Source organism: uncultured Rhodococcus sp., from assembly GCF_963525155.1.
Classification (GTDB): Bacteria; Actinomycetota; Actinomycetes; order Mycobacteriales; family Mycobacteriaceae; genus Rhodococcus_F; species Rhodococcus_F qingshengii.
The window spans coordinates 1-16,644 of the sequence record NZ_CAURKP010000119.1 but is presented as its reverse complement, the minus strand read 5'-3'; the positions used below and the strand labels follow the sequence as shown (position 1 = coordinate 16,644).

Annotated in this window: 18 protein-coding genes; 8 read left to right on the top strand and 10 right to left on the bottom strand. The window is 64.1% G+C overall.

Going from position 1 to position 16,644, the window contains the following annotated elements:
- Positions 1 to 6 precede the first annotated feature (6 nt).
- Positions 7 to 1,458, top strand: a complete 1,452-nt coding sequence (locus tag RWT78_RS20620) for a M20/M25/M40 family metallo-hydrolase (RefSeq protein ID WP_187781773.1) — start codon at positions 7 to 9, stop codon at positions 1,456 to 1,458.
- A gap of 97 nt (positions 1,459 to 1,555) precedes the next feature.
- On the top strand, positions 1,556 to 2,407 hold the full coding sequence (locus RWT78_RS20615) for an adenylate/guanylate cyclase domain-containing protein (protein WP_007730127.1): 852 nt from the start codon (positions 1,556 to 1,558) through the stop codon (positions 2,405 to 2,407).
- An 18-nt stretch (positions 2,408 to 2,425) separates the two neighbouring features.
- Here RWT78_RS20615 and thiD read toward each other — a convergent pair whose 3' ends face one another.
- Positions 2,426 to 3,268: a bifunctional hydroxymethylpyrimidine kinase/phosphomethylpyrimidine kinase gene (gene thiD / locus RWT78_RS20610; RefSeq protein WP_003945044.1), complete on the bottom strand. Its 843-nt coding sequence runs from the start codon at positions 3,266 to 3,268 to the stop codon at positions 2,426 to 2,428.
- Positions 3,269 to 3,505: 237 nt separating this feature from the next.
- Here thiD and RWT78_RS20605 point away from each other — a divergent pair, with 237 nt between their 5' ends.
- Positions 3,506 to 3,856: a GNAT family N-acetyltransferase gene (locus RWT78_RS20605; RefSeq protein WP_003945052.1), complete on the top strand. Its 351-nt coding sequence runs from the start codon at positions 3,506 to 3,508 to the stop codon at positions 3,854 to 3,856.
- Positions 3,857 to 3,917: 61 nt separating this feature from the next.
- On the opposite strand, the gene RWT78_RS20600 is transcribed toward RWT78_RS20605, so the two are convergent.
- From RWT78_RS20600 to RWT78_RS20590, 3 genes are read right to left on the bottom strand one after another with little or no spacing between them, the layout of a single operon-like run.
- Positions 3,918 to 4,718 carry an exodeoxyribonuclease III gene (locus RWT78_RS20600; RefSeq protein WP_003945060.1) on the bottom strand — a complete coding sequence of 267 codons (801 nt, stop codon included), beginning with the start codon at positions 4,716 to 4,718 and terminating at the stop codon, positions 3,918 to 3,920.
- 16 nt (positions 4,719 to 4,734) lie between these two features.
- Complete coding sequence (locus RWT78_RS20595) at positions 4,735 to 5,646, bottom strand: GNAT family N-acetyltransferase (RefSeq protein ID WP_314677745.1); 912 nt, start codon at positions 5,644 to 5,646, stop codon at positions 4,735 to 4,737.
- A gap of 40 nt (positions 5,647 to 5,686) precedes the next feature.
- Positions 5,687 to 6,286, bottom strand: a complete 600-nt coding sequence (locus RWT78_RS20590; protein WP_162114831.1) for a peptide deformylase — start codon at positions 6,284 to 6,286, stop codon at positions 5,687 to 5,689.
- A 244-nt stretch (positions 6,287 to 6,530) separates the two neighbouring features.
- On the opposite strand from RWT78_RS20590, the gene RWT78_RS20585 reads away from it, so the two are divergent.
- The 5 genes from RWT78_RS20585 to RWT78_RS20565 all read left to right on the top strand — a co-directional run bounded on the left by RWT78_RS20585 (position 6,531) and on the right by RWT78_RS20565 (position 11,018).
- The gene (locus RWT78_RS20585) at positions 6,531 to 6,881 is read left to right on the top strand and encodes a DUF3263 domain-containing protein (RefSeq protein WP_007730120.1); all 351 of its coding nucleotides are present in this window, start codon (positions 6,531 to 6,533) and stop codon (positions 6,879 to 6,881) included.
- A 53-nt stretch (positions 6,882 to 6,934) separates the two neighbouring features.
- Positions 6,935 to 7,531 carry a LytR C-terminal domain-containing protein gene (locus tag RWT78_RS20580; protein WP_314677742.1) on the top strand — a complete coding sequence of 199 codons (597 nt, stop codon included), beginning with the start codon at positions 6,935 to 6,937 and terminating at the stop codon, positions 7,529 to 7,531.
- A gap of 95 nt (positions 7,532 to 7,626) precedes the next feature.
- Positions 7,627 to 8,328, top strand: a complete 702-nt coding sequence (gene sodC / locus RWT78_RS20575) for a superoxide dismutase[Cu-Zn] (protein WP_007730117.1) — start codon at positions 7,627 to 7,629, stop codon at positions 8,326 to 8,328.
- Positions 8,329 to 8,418: 90 nt separating this feature from the next.
- A complete protein-coding gene (locus RWT78_RS20570) occupies positions 8,419 to 9,543 on the top strand; it encodes a glutamate--cysteine ligase (protein WP_003945034.1) in 1,125 nt (374 codons plus the stop codon).
- Positions 9,544 to 9,650: 107 nt separating this feature from the next.
- On the top strand, positions 9,651 to 11,018 hold the full coding sequence (locus tag RWT78_RS20565) for a phosphatase PAP2 family protein (RefSeq protein WP_003945056.1): 1,368 nt from the start codon (positions 9,651 to 9,653) through the stop codon (positions 11,016 to 11,018).
- On the opposite strand, the gene mnhG is transcribed toward RWT78_RS20565, so the two are convergent.
- The 6 genes from mnhG to RWT78_RS20535 all read right to left on the bottom strand — a co-directional run.
- Complete coding sequence (gene mnhG / locus RWT78_RS20560; protein ID WP_003945045.1) at positions 10,984 to 11,328, bottom strand: monovalent cation/H(+) antiporter subunit G; 345 nt, start codon at positions 11,326 to 11,328, stop codon at positions 10,984 to 10,986. The two genes, RWT78_RS20565 and mnhG, sit on opposite strands and share 35 nt — an antisense overlap.
- A complete protein-coding gene (locus RWT78_RS20555; RefSeq protein ID WP_003945061.1) occupies positions 11,325 to 11,594 on the bottom strand; it encodes a monovalent cation/H+ antiporter complex subunit F in 270 nt (89 codons plus the stop codon). Before RWT78_RS20555 ends, mnhG begins: the two co-directional genes overlap by 4 nt.
- Entirely contained in the window at positions 11,591 to 12,163 is a 573-nt protein-coding gene (locus tag RWT78_RS20550) for a Na+/H+ antiporter subunit E (RefSeq protein ID WP_003945063.1), read from the bottom strand. The genes RWT78_RS20555 and RWT78_RS20550 overlap by 4 nt, the downstream gene beginning before the upstream one ends.
- Entirely contained in the window at positions 12,160 to 13,860 is a 1,701-nt protein-coding gene (locus tag RWT78_RS20545) for a Na+/H+ antiporter subunit D (RefSeq protein WP_047268847.1), read from the bottom strand. The genes RWT78_RS20550 and RWT78_RS20545 overlap by 4 nt, the downstream gene beginning before the upstream one ends.
- The gene (locus RWT78_RS20540; RefSeq protein WP_003945054.1) at positions 13,857 to 14,489 is read right to left on the bottom strand and encodes a Na(+)/H(+) antiporter subunit C; all 633 of its coding nucleotides are present in this window, start codon (positions 14,487 to 14,489) and stop codon (positions 13,857 to 13,859) included. The genes RWT78_RS20545 and RWT78_RS20540 overlap by 4 nt, the downstream gene beginning before the upstream one ends.
- A partial coding sequence (locus RWT78_RS20535) for a Na+/H+ antiporter subunit A (protein WP_314677735.1) occupies positions 14,486 to 16,644 on the bottom strand: 2,159 nt, incomplete at its 5' end. The genes RWT78_RS20540 and RWT78_RS20535, both read right to left, overlap by 4 nt.

The following is a 16,644-nucleotide window of genomic DNA, read 5'->3' as shown; positions in this document are numbered from 1 at the left end:
CCGAAGATGAGACTCTTCGGTGTGGTTGTGGTCGCAATGGCTGGAGCACTCGTGGTGAGTGGATGCTCGTCGGGAAGTGAAGCGGCCGTCCCGACAGACCCGGTTGCATTCTCCGAGACCGTCACCGTCGACGCCGTGACCGGGCATCTGGAGCAACTCGAGAAGATCGCCGCCAACAACGAGGGCAATCGATCGGCCGGTACCCCCGGCTATGACGCCAGTGTCGACTACGTGGCAAACCTGCTCGAAGACAAGGGTTTCGAGGTCAGCACCCCGGAATTCGACTTCAGCTCCTTCGATCCCGGCACCGAATCCCTGAAAGCCGCTGACGGCTCCGATGTTCCGGTGCGGGCGCTGACATATTCCACCTCCACGGGACCGACCGGAATCACGGCGCGTCTGGTGGCGATTCCCGCCGACGAGACCCCCGGTTGCGAGGCCACCGACTACGACGGCCGCGACGTGAACGGTGCAATCGTGCTGGTCACCCGTGGAGTGTGCCCGTTCGGCGACAAGCAGAAGATCGCCGCTGACCGCGGCGCGGCAGCGCTGTTGGTTGCCAACAACGAGGACGCAATGCTGGGCGGGGCAACCTTGGGTGAACCCGAAGACGCCCGCATTCCGACCGGCGGGGTGAGTAAGGCGTCGGGCGAGGCTCTTGCCGCAGCGCCCGGAGACCTCACGCTGATTCTCGACACGTCGACGGAAACGACGAAGTCGCGCAACGTGATTGCGCAGACCAAGACCGGCGCGACCGACAACGTGGTTGTCGTGGGCGCCCACCTCGACAGCGTGCCGGAAGGTCCCGGAATCAACGACAACGGAAGCGGTACCGCAGCCGTGCTCGAAACCGCGCTGCAGATGGGAAGCTCACCGAGCATCGAAAATGCCGTGCGTTTCGCTTTCTGGGGAGCGGAAGAAGTGGGATTGGTCGGCTCCACGCGCTACGTCGAGGGTCTGAGCGATCAGGAACGGGCCGACATCGCCCTGTACCTGAATTTCGACATGCTCGGTTCGCCCAACGCCGGATACCTGGCTTACGACGGCGACAACTCGGATGCCGTCGGGGAGGGGCCCGGGCCCGAGGGGTCGGCGGGCATCGAGCGCACCTTCGTCGATTTTCTCGCCGGGCGAGGGATTGCGGCGGACGGAACGGACTTCGACGGGCGCTCCGACTACGGCCCGTTCATCGAGATCGGGATTCCGGCGGGTGGCGTGTTCAGCGGCGCGGACGAGCGCAAGACGCCGGCACAGGCCGAGAAGTGGGGCGGAGAAGCGGAGGAGACCTTCGACCCGAACTACCACAGTGCCCAGGACAACCTCGCGAACATCGATCGCGAAGCGCTCGCTGCCAACGCTTCTGCAGTAGCCTTCGGAGTTGCGACGTATGCCCAGGATTTGAGCGGGCCGAACGGAGTTCCCGTCGGCGATGCCCGGACACAGGCCAGAACCGAATGATCGACTGACCGAATGATCGACTGTGCGAGCGACCAGGAGGCCACTGTGCGAGAACGGCGGCAGCACACTGTCTGTAACTCTGAGTTACGCTTGAGTTATGGCTGATCTGTCCCCGGAGAACACCGACACGGCAGGTGCTTCTTCCTCCTCGGTTCGAGGCGTCGTCGACGTCGTCTTGAACTCTGCGGCAGAACTGAACCGTCGGCAGCAGCTCATCGACGCGCTACGACGCCTCAGGCGGGCACTACCCGGTGATCCAGGGTTTGGGGATCCGCTCTCGCTCGCCGGCCCCGGCGGTGCCCGCGCCGTGGCGCGCGTCGCTGACAGATTGCTCGATCAGAAGCCGGCAGCCACTCGCGAAGTGAGCCTCGGAGCACTGCAGGTGTGGCAGGCAGCGCTGGAAAAGATGGGCCGCGGACGTGGCGATCAAGAACTGACCATCGTCTTCACCGATCTGGTGGGCTTCTCCACCTGGTCGCTCGCAGCCGGTGACGGCGCGACGCTGACCCTTCTGCGTGCGGTGGCGCAGGCCGTGGAAACTCCGATCACCGACAACGGCGGACACGTCGTCAAACGGATGGGCGACGGTCTGATGGCAGTGTTCATTCGCCCGGATGCGGCTTTGAAGGCGGTGTTCACCGCGCAGGACGCGCTCGCGGAAGTCGATCTCGACGGATACACCCCGCGCATGCGCGTCGGCCTACACACGGGTACCCCGCGTCAGATCGGTGACGACTGGCTCGGCGTCGACGTGACCATCGCCGCCCGGATGATGGGCTTGGGCGGCGACGGCAACGTCATGATGTCGGCGACAACTCTCGAGGAACTCGAAGCCGGCACCCTGGAGGATCTCGATCTCACGATCCGGCCATGGCGGCGAGGGTTTTTCGCGACCACGCCCAACGGAGTTCCCGTCGACCTGGGAATCTGGCGCGTGCGCCGGAACTAGCGCCCTGGACCTCGAGCGCTAGACCTGGAGCCGCCAGAGCGGGGACACCGGACCGTGTCCCGCGCCGAGGTCGTACGACGCCTCGAGGCACTTGGTCACCCACTCCTTGCCGAACGCCACCGCGTCCGGAACGGAATAGCCGTGTGCGAGAGCGCAAGTGATCGCAGCAGCCAGCGTGTCTCCGCCGCCGTGATCGTTGCCGGTGTCGATCCGGGCACTGCTGAATTCGAGGAAACGGTCGCCGTCGAACAACAGGTCGGTGGACAACTCCGAAGTACGAAGGTGGCCACCCTTGACGATGGACCATTGAGCGCCGAGCGCATGCAGCGCTTCTGCCGCTTGGCGGGCGCTCTTGTCGTCGACGACCTCGATACCGGTGATCAACCGAACCTCGTCGAGGTTCGGAGTGACCACCGTGGCTGCCGGAATCAAGGTGTTGCGGACCGCGTCGAGAGCTTCTTCGTGCAACAGCGGATCGCCGTGCATCGACGCGCACACCGGGTCGACCACGAGCGGAATCGGACGGTCGCGGCCGATCCCAACCTCGGCGGCAACCGCGGCCACCGCTTCGATGATCGTCGTCGACGCGAGCATTCCCGTCTTCGCCGCACCGACGCCGATGTCCGAGACCACGACGCGCACCTGGTCGGCGACGATCTCCGGCGGAATCTCGTGGAATCCGCTGACTCCCACCGAATTCTGGACCGTCACTGCGGCGACGGCCACGCAGGCGTGCACTCCGCACATCGCCATCGTGCGGGAATCGGCTTGAATGCCGGCTCCGCCACCGGAGTCGGTTCCGGCGATGGTCAATGCCCGAATCGGGGTCTGTCCGGCGGGGGTCAGGGGCAGCAGCTTCACGACGACGAGCCTACCGATCGGACCTGGGGAAACGGCAGCTCGGTCCCACCTCTCGCGGGAACGACGGCGCGAACTGCGATTGCGATCCGGTCGTTCCCGGTGCAAAAATTGGTCGAACCCGGGACAGCGTCGTCGGTAGCTGATTCTATGAGTGGCATGGATCACAGTTATGGAGAGCGTGCGAACGCAGCTGTCGCCGATCGCGCAGGTGCACATCGTGCCGTGGAGGTCGCCGCAATGAACGACATCGAAAATTCGAAAACCGGAACCTCACCGGAAGTCACGCTCGTGGACAATCCGTCGCACGAACGATTCGAACTGCTCTCCGACGACGAGTTGGTCGGCATCCTCGGATACCGCGACGAAGACGAGATTTCGGGGAGCGGAGCCGAAGCGGGCGACGTGGTTGCGTACATGCATACCGTTGTCAAAGAGGAGTACGGCGGGCAGGGACTGGCAGCCGTACTCGTGCAGTTCGCAATGGACTGCGCCCGTGAACGTGAATGGTCGGTACGGCCCGTGTGTACCTATGTTCAGCGGTACCTCGGCGAGCATCCCGAGTATCTGGAACTGCTCGTCGAGGACTAGAAGCCCGAGGGTGCAAACAGACGATCAGGCTCCGAGATTCACGATCACCCGAGATTCACGATCACCCGAGATTCACGATCACCGGAGCGTGATCGCTGGCGCCCTTGCCTTTTCGCTCGTTTCGATCGATCTCGGCCGCCTCGACGCGAGCTGCGAAGGCCGGGGAGCCGAGGATGAAGTCGATTCGCATGCCCTGCTTCTTCGGGAAGCGAAGCTGCGTGTAATCCCAGTACGTGTACACGCCGGGACCGGGTGTGTACGGGCGAACTACGTCCGCGAACCCGGACTCGGTGAAGGCGGTGAACGCAGCTCGTTCCGGCTCCGACGTGTGGGTCTTGCCCTCGAAGAAAGCGGGATCCCACACGTCGTCGTCCGTGGGAGCGACGTTCCAGTCGCCGACCAGGGCGATCTGCGCGTCGGGATCCTGCTTGAGCCAGCCCTCCGCGTCGTCGCGCAGTTTGGCCAGCCAATCCAGCTTGTAGGCGTAATGCGGGTCTTCCAGCTCACGGCCGTTGGGGACGTACAGGCTCCACACCCGCACACCGCCGCAGGTGGCACCGATCGCACGTGCCTCGCGGACCGGGTCTGCCTCGGGGTCCTTGTCGAATCCGGGCTGATCCTCGAATCCGATCTGCACGTCGTCCAAGCCGACGCGGGAAGCGATGGCGACACCGTTCCACTGGCTCAACCCGACGTGGGCGACCTCGTAGCCGATTTCCTTGAAGCGTTCGTACGGAAACTGCTCGTCCTTGCACTTGGTTTCCTGCATTGCCAGGACGTCGACGTCGGATCGACCGAGCCAGTCGATGATCCTGTCGGTACGGGCACGGACGGAGTTGACGTTCCAGGTAGCGATGCGCACGAGGGCAAGCCTAGCGTCAGCCGCCGACAGGATCGGTGGCGTATCGGTAGCGGTGGTGTTCGACGAATCCGAGCTGCTCGTAGAGCGCGATCGCCGCGAAGTTGTCCGCCGAAACCTGGAGGTACGCGTGCGTCGCACCGTTCTCACGACCCCAGGAGAGTAAATCTCCGCAGATCAGCGACCCGATTCCGTGACGACGGTGTTCAGGGGCGACGTGAATGCCGGTCAGTCCTACCCAGCGTTTGTGGTCGGGTGCCTCGGTGAGCGCAGCGCGCCCGATGGCAAGCGTCGTGTCGGTGTTTCCGATCGCGCCGAAAGTTGCAGTGCCCACGACAGCCGTGAGGACCGCCTCGACGTACGCCGGATCGCCGTGGGCGTCGTACATCGACACCCAGTTGTGGTCGGGGCGGTCGGCGAACGAGGTGACCGGAGGACCGAGCGGCAGCGTGACATTGCCCAGATCGGCGGCCATCACGATGGTTTCCTTCTCGCTGGTCCACCCGTCCGGAGCGGTGCCGAGTCGATCGGGGAGGAGCAGCAGGGTCGGCAGTCCGCGGTCACCGAACCACTGGCGTATCCGCTCGATGGTGCTCGCGTCGAAGCCGGCAACCGCCCCCGCACCACCGAGCGGCAAAGCCGAATTGGCGCGGCCGGTGACACCGTGACCGGCGCGCAGCAACCAACCGTCGATCCACGCCTGCTCGACTCCCGGCCACGCCGCCGCAGCAGCCGTTTCGAGGTTTCGAATCTCGCCGATGCGAATCGGGCGGGCCGAGAGACTCTTGAGCGCGATCACCTGATCGGCGGAGACCTGGACCAGCCGACCGTCGCCGGCGCGGACGGCGATGGGATCGGCGCCCTCGAGGATGCCGATGACGTCGGTCATGGGATGCGAATAGCCGGGTGGGAGCTTGTATCGCAAAACCACCCGGCTACCGATCGAAATGTTGCCGTTCAGAGCAGAATTCTCAGTCTTCGTAATCGTCGTCGTCGTGACCGAACGGATCGTCGACGGTCCCCGGCGTCCAGGTCAGACCGGGCTTGCCCCAACCGGAACGCTTGATGATCTTCTTGGCAGCGCGCGCGTTGCGGCCGATCAGTACGTCCGTGTAGAGGAAACCGTCGAGATGCCCGGTCTCGTGCTGGAGCATCCGTGCGAAGAATCCGGTGCCCTCGACCTCGATCGGGTTGCCGTCGGCGTCGGTGCCGGTGACCTTCGCCCAATCGGCGCGGCCCGTCGGGAACTGCTCGCCGGGAACGGAAAGGCAACCCTCGAAGTCTTCTTCCGGGTCGGGCATCGTCTGGGGGATTTCGGACGTCTCGAGTACCGGGTTCACGACGACGCCGCGTCGACGCTCGCTGCTGCGGTCGTCACCGGGGCAGTCGTAGACGAAGACTCGCAGTGGAACACCGACCTGATTGGCCGCCAGACCGACGCCGTTGGCAGCGTCCATCGTCTCGTACATGTCTGCGATCAGTTCGGCGATCTCGGCCGGGGACTGAGTGACCGGCTCTGTCGCCTTGTGCAGTACCGGGTCGCCGACGATTCGGATGGGGAGGATAGCCATGCGGACAAGGATAGTGCGGCGCGCCCGCGTAGTTATCACGGCCCGCACACTCGATCATGGTTCAATGGTTGCTGAAGAACAGCGATGTAATTCGTTGCTCGGTCGGAACGTGGGCCGCGGGGGAAATTGTGAGTTACCTTCGGGCCAGGGGACCGAGAAACTCACGGCCGCGAGAATTCGGTCGGAAAAAGAACACCGGGCATACGAGTCTCGCTGACGCCGAGCACAGCAGTCGAGGAGTGACATGGACGGCGCAACCGCGCGTAGTCGGAACCAGTCCGAAGGCACTGGCGCCGACGATTCCGTAGTAGATACAGCAGGCATGCACGAGGTCGGCGAAGACGGCCTCACCCGCCGGGAGCACGACATCCTCTCCTTCGAGCGCCAGTGGTGGAAGTACGCCGGTGCGAAGGAAGAAGCCATCAAGGAGTTGTTCGACATGTCGGCAACCCGCTACTACCAGGTTCTCAACGCCTTGGTCGATCGCCCCGAATCCTTGGCGGCTGATCCCATGCTGGTCAAGCGCCTGCGTCGTCTGCGTGCCAGCCGTCAGAAGGCCAGGGCCGCCCGTCGCCTCGGCTTCGAGGTCACCTGAATCACGCGTACATATGATCGGGCTGTCCACGCACTGGCGATAAGGTCGACATCGTGAGTACCCCGAAAGAGCAGCCGTCCGGACCTCCGCTTCGCGCAATCGCCATGGTGTTGATCGCGTTGGCGATCGTGTTCATCGGTCTCGGAGCAGCCTCACTGGGTGGATCGAGCGACGGTGGATCGGGCGACGAGAACACCGCAGCAGAGCAGACCGAATCCTCGGCGCCTGCCACGACGAGCGCCCCCGCGCCGGCACCTGCCACTTCCAAGCCGGCAGCGACGACGCAACCCGCTTCGGGCGATACCACCACTACGTCGCGACCCTCGGGAACTGCGACGACCACGACTTCCAGCTCCGCGAGCGGCACCGACACGTCGAATGTCAGCGTTCGAGTTCTCAACAACAGCACCGTCTCCGGTCTGGCAGCAGGCACCGCCGAGGAATTGACGGCAGCAGGTTGGAACGTCGAGGAGACGGGTAACTACAGCGAGGGCACCGTCAGTACGACGACGGTGTATTACGGATCGTCCGCGGCGGGGAAGGCAGCGGCGCAGAAGATCGCGGCTGAACTCGGAGTCTCCGCAGAGCCTCGATTCGCCGGCATCGCGAACGCGTCACCTGGCGTGATCGTGATCGTGACCTCCAACTGACCGGTCGTGAAGGTGGAACTGACCCGTCGGTTCCAGCTACTACACGCGCCGTTATGATCAGAAGCACTTTCTCGCCACCTCAAAGGAGCGGTTCGATGGCCCCCAGCAGCACCCGGCGTATGTCCTGGCGCGTCGTTGCCCCTGTAGTCGCGATTGCCGCTTTCGGCTTGACCGCTTGCAGTAACAGCGAAGAGCCCAGCAGCGTCCCCGGCACGACTCCTCCGGTGTGGACCGGTGCAGCCGATCCCAGCGCGCACGAAAGCGCGGGCGGCCACGGTTCCGAGACGGCTCACGCCGGCGCTTCTGCCGAAACGGTCACCGCAACGCTGAACGGCACCGACGGCGCCAAGGTCGGAACGGTCACGTTCGCGCAGGAAGGTAGCGACGTCAAGGTCACCCTCGACGCCAAGGGCCTCACCCCCGGCTTCCATGGATTCCACGTCCACCAGGTCGCCAAGTGCGAGACCAATTCCGTTGCCCCCAGCGGCGGAGAGCCGGGTAACTTCCTCTCGGCAGGCGGACACTTCCAGGCCGAGGGTCACACGGGCCACCCGGCGAGCGGCGACCTCACTTCGGTTCAGGTCCTCGAAGACGGCACCGCCACGCTGGTCACCACCACCGATGCATTCACCGTCGACGAACTGGTCGCAAACGGTGGAACATCCGTCATGATCCACGCCGGAGCGGACAACTTCGGCAACATCCCGACGCGTTACGCGCCGGCACCGGACCAGCAGACCCTCGACACCGGTGACGCAGGCGGACGCGTTGCTTGCGGTGTCATCACCAAGAGCTGACAAACTCACCTGAGTTTTGCATCACTTCCGGCGACTACCACGCAGTAGCCAGCACGGTGTTTTTACCGACACTGTGATTGGATTCTCTGCGTGGTAGTTCCATTTCCAGGTTCGCCGCGCCCGACGCTGGGCGTGGAGTGGGAGATCGCGCTGGTCGATCGCAAGACCAGAGATCTCTCCAACACAGCAGCCGAGGTGTTTTCGGCGGTCGAAGAGCTTGCCGGCTCCGAAACCCCGCACATCACCAAGGAACTACTGCGAAATACCGTCGAACTCGTTACGGGTATTCATTCGACGGTCGGCGAGGCGATGAGTGATCTCGACAGGTCACTGGATCTGCTGCGTCGCGCCGCGAATCCGCTCGGCGTCGACCTCATCAGCGCGGGCACGCACCCGTTCGCGCAATGGTCGACTCAGTTGGTCACCCGGACGCCCGACTACGACGAGCTCATCGAACGCACGCAGTGGTGGGGTCGGCAAATGCTGATCTGGGGCGTGCACGTTCACGTGGGTGTCTCGTCCGCGGACCGCGTTTTCCCCATCATCAACGCACTGCTGCAGCGCTATCCGCATTTGCTGGCGCTGTCGGCATCCTCGCCGATGTGGGCCGGTGTCGACACCGGCTATGCGTCCAATCGAGCGTTGATGTTCCAGCAGCTCCCCACCGCAGGTCTTCCGTACCAGTTCGAGAACTGGGCCGAATACGAGTCGTTCATCGACGACCAGATGAAGACCGGTGTGATCACCAAGATCGGTGGCATGCACTGGGACATCCGTCCCGCGCCGAAGTGGGGAACCATCGAGGTCCGGGTGTTCGACGGCGTCTCGACGCGCGCCGAACTGGGTGCCCTCGTTGCTCTGGTCCACTGCCTCATCGTCGATCTGGACCGCAGACTGAGCGCCGGTGAGACTCTGCCGAACATGCAGCCGTGGCACGTCAAGGAAAACAAGTGGCGTGCAGCGAGATACGGACTGGACGCCGAGATCATCCTCGACTCCGACGCAAACGAGTGCCTCGTCACTGACGATCTGGATCGCCTGCTCGACGACTTGGCGCCGATCGCGGTCTCGCTCGGCTGCGCGGACGAGTTGGCGTCGGTGGCGGACATTCCCCGTCGCGGCGCGTCCTACCAGCGGCAACGTCGTGTCGCGGAAGCGACGGGCGGCGATCTGGTTGCGGTCGTCGACGCCTTGGTCGCAGAGTTGGGCACCTAGCAGGTTCACAGTGCGAATGGCTGTTTCGCGGACTGGAAATCCGGGCATACCAACCGTTTGTCCAGTGGGTGTCCATATTCAGTTCACACGCCGTTTACTATTGTCCGGTGTTGATAGACAGTTGGTCCCAACGAGGGGGCGCACCCGGACAGTCGGACCGTTCGTGGTCGAGTTCTCACCGACTCCTTCTGATCGGCACAGCAGCATTGACCGTGCTGGTCCTGGGCGTGCAGGCGTTCGCGTCGTACAAGGGCTATCTCGGTCCGGTGGAAAGCCTGTTCGGTGACTACTTCCTCGTTCCCCGCTCCGCGACCATGCCTTGGGTGGGCCTCGCTCTCGCGCTCGTCGGACTGAACAACAAAGAACGCATCTACGCGGTATCCGCGGCCGTTGTCATCGACGTGGTCGTCGGCGCGATCCGCTGGTTCTCGGGTGGACCGCTGACGATGGGCACCGGCGGCACCTGGGTACTGACGGCCATCGCGGTGTACGCGGTGTGGAAGTTGTCCGGCGAGCGTCGACTCAGCGTTCTGCACGGCGTCGCTCTCGGCGCGTTGCTCATCATCGCCGCCAAGGTTGCCGAGACGTGGCTGGAGATCACCATTCTCGTCGGCACCGACGTGTGGGACGAGTACGTGTTCCTCGCCGACCAGGCTCTCGGGAATCCGTCGTGGGTGATGGGCCAGATCGTCGACGCCATGGGCCCCGTCGGTGCAGCAGCCCTCGACTGGATCTACGTCGAACTACCCGTCGCGGTGATCGTGGTTGCTCTCTATCAAGTACGTAAGGGATGGCCGTCGCATCACCTGCTGCGCACGTTCCTGCTCATCGGGCTGATCGGCCCGATCTTCTACGTCCTGTTCCCGGTTGTCGGCCCGGTGTTCGCCTTCGGTCCGCGTGGGTTCGGATTCCAGATCGGTGACTACTGGCCGAACATCGTGCCCAACTTCGACTTCGCATCACCGTCGTCGCTGCCGTTCGACGACGCCGCACCGCGAAACTGCATGCCGAGCCTGCACACCGCGTGGGCAGTCGCGCTGTTCATCCACTCGCGCAGCGGACCGTGGTGGATTCGCAGCCTGGGATCGTTCTGGCTCGTTGCGACCCTGACCGCGACGCTCGGCTTCGGATTCCACTACGGCGTCGACCTCATTGCCGGTGCCGTCCTGTGCTTGACCCTCGATGCGGCGCTACGGGATCCGGAGCGCGGCTGGGGGTGGTTCCGAGTGCGTCTGTTGATCGGTGGCTCGGCACTCCTGGCGGGATTGTTGCTCTCGTACCGGTTCGCTGCGGTGCAGATGGCCGAGTACCCGGCGATCTTCGGGCCGCTGCTGATGGCTGTCCTGGTTCTGATGTCGGTGGCGTACTTCGCCACCTTCTTCGCCCGCCCCGGCACTGCTCTTGCGGTGTGGGGCGAGCGCGACGGCGAGTGGGATGCCGTTACAGGAGAGAGTCCGGGTCTTCCAGCTCGTTGATCTTCATGAGGTCGTCCTCTTCGCGCTGTTCGCGGTAGGCGACTCGGCCGACGCTGTGCGCGATCACGGGCGCCGTCAGCAGCGTGAAGATGCCCACCAGGACCAACATCCAGATGTCGACGCTCCCACGAAGCAGGAACACGGCGCCCATCAGGACCAAGATCAGTCCGACCACCTGAGGTTTCGTGGCCGCGTGCATACGACGCAGAGTGTCGGGGAAGCGAACGATTCCCACCGCGGCGGTCAGCGCGAGCAGCGCGCCGAGGAAGATGGAGATGGCCCCGATCGTGTCGAGGATGTTGCCGATCACTGGTCACTCACCCGGAAGCGCGCGACGGACACGGAACCGATGAAGCCGACCAGCGCCAGCGCGACGATCGCGGGAACGATGGTCGTGTCTTTGCTGTACGCGGCCCAGACCGCGAGTCCACACATCGAGACCGCGATGATCGTGTCCAGGGCGACGAGGCGGTCGAGTGAGCTCGGACCGTCGAGCAATCGGAACGTGGTCAGTACGGCGGCGATCAGCAGAATCACTCCGGAAATGATCAAGATCGTGGTGATGAACCCGTTCATGGTTGGTCCTCCTGCCGGGGTGCATCGAATTCGTAGTCGCGCTGGTGCCATGGGCTGGGTTGCCAGTCCGAATCACGTTCGAACGACGCGATGAACAACCGCTCGAGGTCCTCCACCGAGCGGTAGAACGCGCTGACGGCTTTCTGCGAGCCGACGTCGAGCACGTGGACGTAGACGATGCGTCGGTTCTGGTCGATCTCGAGAACCATCGTGCCGGGGATCAGGTTGAGAACGTCGATGCACAGCGTGAGAACCAGGTCGGACTTGATCCCGAGTTGGTACCGCAGAACTCCGGTGACCGGGGGCGGCGACGGGCGGATCGCCAGCCACGCGACCTGGATACTCGACTGGATCGCGTAGTACACGATCATCCACAACAGACGCAGAATCGACAGCAGATGTACCCGACCCTCGACCGGTACGCGGGGGAGGGGAAGCAGGACCATGATGATCAGGCCGACGGCGAGTCCGCCGAAGATGTTGCCGAAACTGATGTTGCCCCACAACAGGATCCATACGACCATCAGCCACAGCAGGATCCCGACGCGGAGTACCTGTTCGCGTTTCATCGCGGAGCCTCCTCGGTGTTCGGGGCCTCGGTATTCGGGACATCGGTACTGGGAGCTACAGCAGGGTCGTCTGCAGCGACGGGAGCTTCGTCGACCGGCACGGGCCGGTGGTTGCCGAGAACCGCGTCGATGTAGATGGACCGGTCCTGCAGGTCCTTCGCCGCTCTGTCGCTGATGTCGATGATCCGGCCCGCGAACACCGTCAGTGCCAGACCGACGATGACAAGTCCGACCGTCGGAATCAGCATGAAGAGCGGAATCTTGCCGACATCCTCGCGGTCGACGAACGCGATGTCCTCTTCGGACTCGTCGATCAACGCTGACGGGCTGACGTCGGCGAGGTCACCTTCGGGCGCGTCGGCCCGGGCTCGCCAGAAAGCCTTGGTCCACACGCGGGCGACGGCGTAGAGCGTCAGCAAGCTGGTGATCGTGCCGCCGGCAACGAGGATCCAAGCCAACGCGCTGGCGTCGGCCGCACCGGCCTGAAGGAGCGCGACCTTGCCGATGAAGCCCGAGAACGGCGGGATACCACCGAGATTCAGCGCCGGGATCAGGAAGACGATCGCGAGGATCGGGCTGGCCGCCGCCAGACCGCCGAGACGGCGCAGCGACGACGACCCGGCTTGTCGTTCGATCAGACCCACGACGAGGAAGAGCGTCGTCTGCACGATGATGTGGTGGGCGACGTAGTAGATCGCGCCGGACAACCCGGACGTCGTGGACAGTGCGATACCGAAGATCATGTAACCGATATGGCTGACCAGTGTGAACGAGAGCAGACGTTTGATGTCGCTCTGCGCGATGGCACCCATGATGCCGACCACCATCGTGAGCAGGCCGCACACCATCAGTACGTTGTCGAGTTCCCCTTGCGGGAACAGCAGTGAGTGCGCGCGGATGATCGCGTACACACCGACCTTGGTGAGCAACCCGGCGAAGACGGCGGTGATCGGTGCGGGCGCGGTCGGGTACGAGTCCGGTAGCCACGCGGACAGCGGGAAGACCGCGGCCTTGATGCCGAACGCCACGAGCAGGACAGCGAAGATGGCGGTTCGTGTGCCCGGCGGAATGTTGTCGAAGCGCAGGGCCATGTCGGCCATGTTGAGGGTGCCGGTCGCCGCGTAGGCGAAGGCGATGCCCGCCAGGAAGATCAGCGAGGACACCATCGAGACCATCACGTACGAGACACCGGCCCGGACGCGGTCGGCGCTGGCACCGAGCGTCAGGAGCACGAAACTCGCGGCGAGCAGAACCTCGAACCCGACGTAGAGGTTGAAGAGGTCACCGGCGAGGAACGCGTTGGAGATTCCGGCAGTCAATGCGAGATAGGTCGGCAGGAAGATCGAGACCGGCTGGGCCTCGCTGCCGTCGCGAATACCCTGACCGATCGCGTAGATCATGACCGCGAGCAACACCACCGACGAGACCACGAGCATCATCGCCGAGAGACGGTCGACCACGAGTGTGATGCCGATGGGGGAGTCCCAGCCGCCGACCTGAACGGCCGTCGTACCGTCGCGGTCGGCGAGGTAGAGCAGCAAGCCCGACACCGCGACGACGCCGACGAGCGCGATCAGTGTGATCACGCGCTGGAAACGAGGACGTCGGCCGACGACCAGCGTCGCAGCTGCGGCCAGCATCGGGATCAAGACGGGCAGGGGCGCAAGGGCTCCCATCAGGTTGTCCGAGATGGTCATGCGCCTCCACCTCCCTCGATCTTGGTCTGGCGAGCGTCTTTGCGTCGCTTCTCGGATTCCTTCTTACGAGCAAGGTCGGTGGCCCAGTCGGGTACCGGTTCGTCCTCGAAGTCGCCGTCGTGGAGGTCGTCGTAGCATTCGATGTCCTCGAGGTTGACCAGTTGTTCGAGGGGAATAGGGTTGCCGTCCTTGTCGAATGCGTCGCCGCCGATGCTCGGGGCACCGGTGACCGGGTCGTCGGAGCGGTCGTGGTCGGGAGCGTCGGCAGGCAGGCGACGCTTGAGAACCTTGGTGTCCTCGGGATCGTCCTCGACGGCGTCGGCGGTGTTGATCTTGTAAGACCGGTACGCCAGTGCCAGAACGAAGCCGGCGATACCCATCGTGATCACGATCGCCGTCAGGATCATGCCCTGGGCGAGCGGATCCGCTATTTCCTCGTGGACCGAATCTCGGCCGACGATGGGCGGATTCCCATCCGATCCACCGACGGTCAGGATCAAGAGGTTGATGGCGTTGCCGAATAGAAGTAGACCGAGCAGCATCCGAGTGATGCTTCGTTCGATCAGCAGGTAGACACCGGCCGACGTGAGGACGCCGATCAGGATCAGCATTCCGATGTTTGCGCTCATGGTGCTTTCACCTCGATTTCTGCGTCGAGGCGGGCGCCGAGACTTCGGAGTACGTCCAAGACCAGGCCGACCACGATGAGGTAGACGCCCAGGTCGAAGAACAGTGCGGTGACCAGTTTGACGTGGCCGATGAGCGGGAGTGTGAACTCGAAGACGGCGGACGAGAGCGCCGGGGCGCCGAGGAACAGCGACACCAGGGCGGTGCCCGCGGCCAGCGCCAAACCGAGGCCGAGAATCTTGCCCGCGTCGATGGGTACGGCTTCACCGAGTTCGTAGCGTCCGCCGGCGAGGTACCGAAGTACCAGCGCCAGTCCCGCCGTCAGGCCTCCGGCGAAACCGCCACCGGGGGCATTGTGACCGGAGAAGAAGAAGTAGATCGACAACACCATGATGGTCGGGAAGATCAACCTCGTGGTGACCTCGAGAACCAGCGAACGGTGTCGAGGATCGATGAGGTCTCCGCCGCGCAACCACGTCGTGTCCGAGTTGGCAGCTGCCTTGTCGACGATGACGGAGGGGGCGTCCGCGACGCGCGGCGCGATACCGAACCGGCGGTTGCGGAAGACGAGGCTGGCGACGCCTGTCGCAGCTACCAGCAGCACCGAGATCTCACCGAGGGTGTCCCATGCGCGGATGTCGACGAGTAGGACGTTGACGACGTTCTTGCCGTTGCCCAGGTCGTAGGCAGCGTCGGGAAGCAGCTCGTAGATCGGACGAGTGTTTCGGGCATTGGTCGCGAAGGCCGCGATGGTGGTGACGGTGATACCGACGGCGACAGCGAGTGCGGCACGCGGCCACTTGAAGCCGATCGCCTTGCTCTCGTCGACTTCGGCGGGGAACTTCCGGAGCACGAGCACGAAGATCACCAGTGTCAGTGTCTCGACGAGGAACTGGGTCAGCGCGAGGTCGGGTGCGCCGTGCAGCGCGAACAACACGCCGCAGCCGTAGCCGGTGAGTCCGACGAGGATGACGCTGGCGAGTCGGTTGCGCATCAGCGTCGCGGCGATGGCGGCCGAGATCATCATCAGCGCGATAGTGAACTGGATAGGTGAATCCCACATCCGAAGGTCGACTCCGCCGCCATCGGTGTCGATGATCAGCAGGAACAGCGGCACAACGACCAGCGTCGCGAGAATCGTCGACTGTGTGCGGGGGAGCGAACCACGCTGAGTGGCACCGGTCAGGCGCATCGAGATGGTGTCCATGCCGCGCAGGGTCGCGTCGTAGATACGGTCGGCGTTGCCGAGCGGCGGGTGCTCGAAGTGCAGTCGGCTGATCTGACGCTGCGCGATGTAGAGCGCGATGCCGCCGGCGATGACGATGCAGGTGAGCAGCAGCGGAGTGTTGAATCCGTGCCACAGCGCGAGGTGGTAGTCGGCGTGAGGTCCGGGGGCCAGTGTGGTGGAGTACGGGGTCAGCAGCTTCTCGAGCTGGGGCGAGAGAATGCCGGCGGCCAGACCGAGAACAGCGAGCAGGCCGGGCGCGAACAGGAACAGCCAACCCGGCTTGTGCATCTTGCTCACGGCTGGGCTGGGCTTGCTCAGGGTCTTACGTCCGAAGGCGCCCCAGATGAAGCGGACGCTGTAGCCGACGGTGAGGATCGAGCCCAACACGATCACCGTGACGACGGCGATGGACGACCAGTGGCCGAGCGCGTTCGTTTCGAGCACCGATTCGAGTGCGGCTTCCTTGCCGACGAATCCGAGTAGCGGTGGCAGACCGGCCATGCTGGCGGCAGCGAGGCTCGCGATGATCGCGAGAGCGGGTGCCGCTTTACCCAGGTGAGCAAGTTTGCGCAGGTCACGGGTACCGGTCGTGTGATCGATGATGCCAACGACCATGAAGAGTGCGGCCTTGAACATCGCGTGCGCCACGACCATCGTCATGCCGGCCAGGGCGGCGTCACGCGTGCCGATGCCGACCAGGACCATCATGAAGCCGAGTTGGCTGACGGTTCCGAAGGCGAGGACGAGTTTGAGGTCGTACGCGCGCATGGCTCGCCAACCGGCGAGGATCATCGACAGCAGACCCAAACTGATGATGGTGATGCGCCACGGCGGCGAATCGGCGTACCCGGGAGCCAGGCGCGCGACGAGGTAGATACCGGCCTTGACCATTGCAGCAGCGTGAAGATAACCGCTGACAGGGGTTGGCG

What these genes read in the sequence shown, in the direction of transcription:
- RWT78_RS20550 (WP_003945063.1), bottom strand. Translation starts at nt 12,163, where the DNA reads ATGAAACGCGAACAGGTACTCCGCGTCGGGATCCTGCTGTGGCTGATG.
- RWT78_RS20590 (WP_162114831.1), bottom strand. Translation starts at nt 6,286, where the DNA reads ATGGCTATCCTCCCCATCCGAATCGTCGGCGACCCGGTACTGCACAAG.
- RWT78_RS20540 (WP_003945054.1), bottom strand. Translation starts at nt 14,489, where the DNA reads ATGAGCGCAAACATCGGAATGCTGATCCTGATCGGCGTCCTCACGTCG.
- RWT78_RS20545 (WP_047268847.1), bottom strand. Translation starts at nt 13,860, where the DNA reads ATGACCATCTCGGACAACCTGATGGGAGCCCTTGCGCCCCTGCCCGTC.
- RWT78_RS20605 (WP_003945052.1), top strand. Translation starts at nt 3,506, where the DNA reads ATGAACGACATCGAAAATTCGAAAACCGGAACCTCACCGGAAGTCACG.
- RWT78_RS20615 (WP_007730127.1), top strand. Translation starts at nt 1,556, where the DNA reads ATGGCTGATCTGTCCCCGGAGAACACCGACACGGCAGGTGCTTCTTCC.
- sodC (WP_007730117.1), top strand. Translation starts at nt 7,627, where the DNA reads ATGGCCCCCAGCAGCACCCGGCGTATGTCCTGGCGCGTCGTTGCCCCT.
- RWT78_RS20555 (WP_003945061.1), bottom strand. Translation starts at nt 11,594, where the DNA reads ATGAACGGGTTCATCACCACGATCTTGATCATTTCCGGAGTGATTCTG.
- RWT78_RS20585 (WP_007730120.1), top strand. Translation starts at nt 6,531, where the DNA reads ATGGACGGCGCAACCGCGCGTAGTCGGAACCAGTCCGAAGGCACTGGC.
- RWT78_RS20620 (WP_187781773.1), top strand. Translation starts at nt 7, where the DNA reads ATGAGACTCTTCGGTGTGGTTGTGGTCGCAATGGCTGGAGCACTCGTG.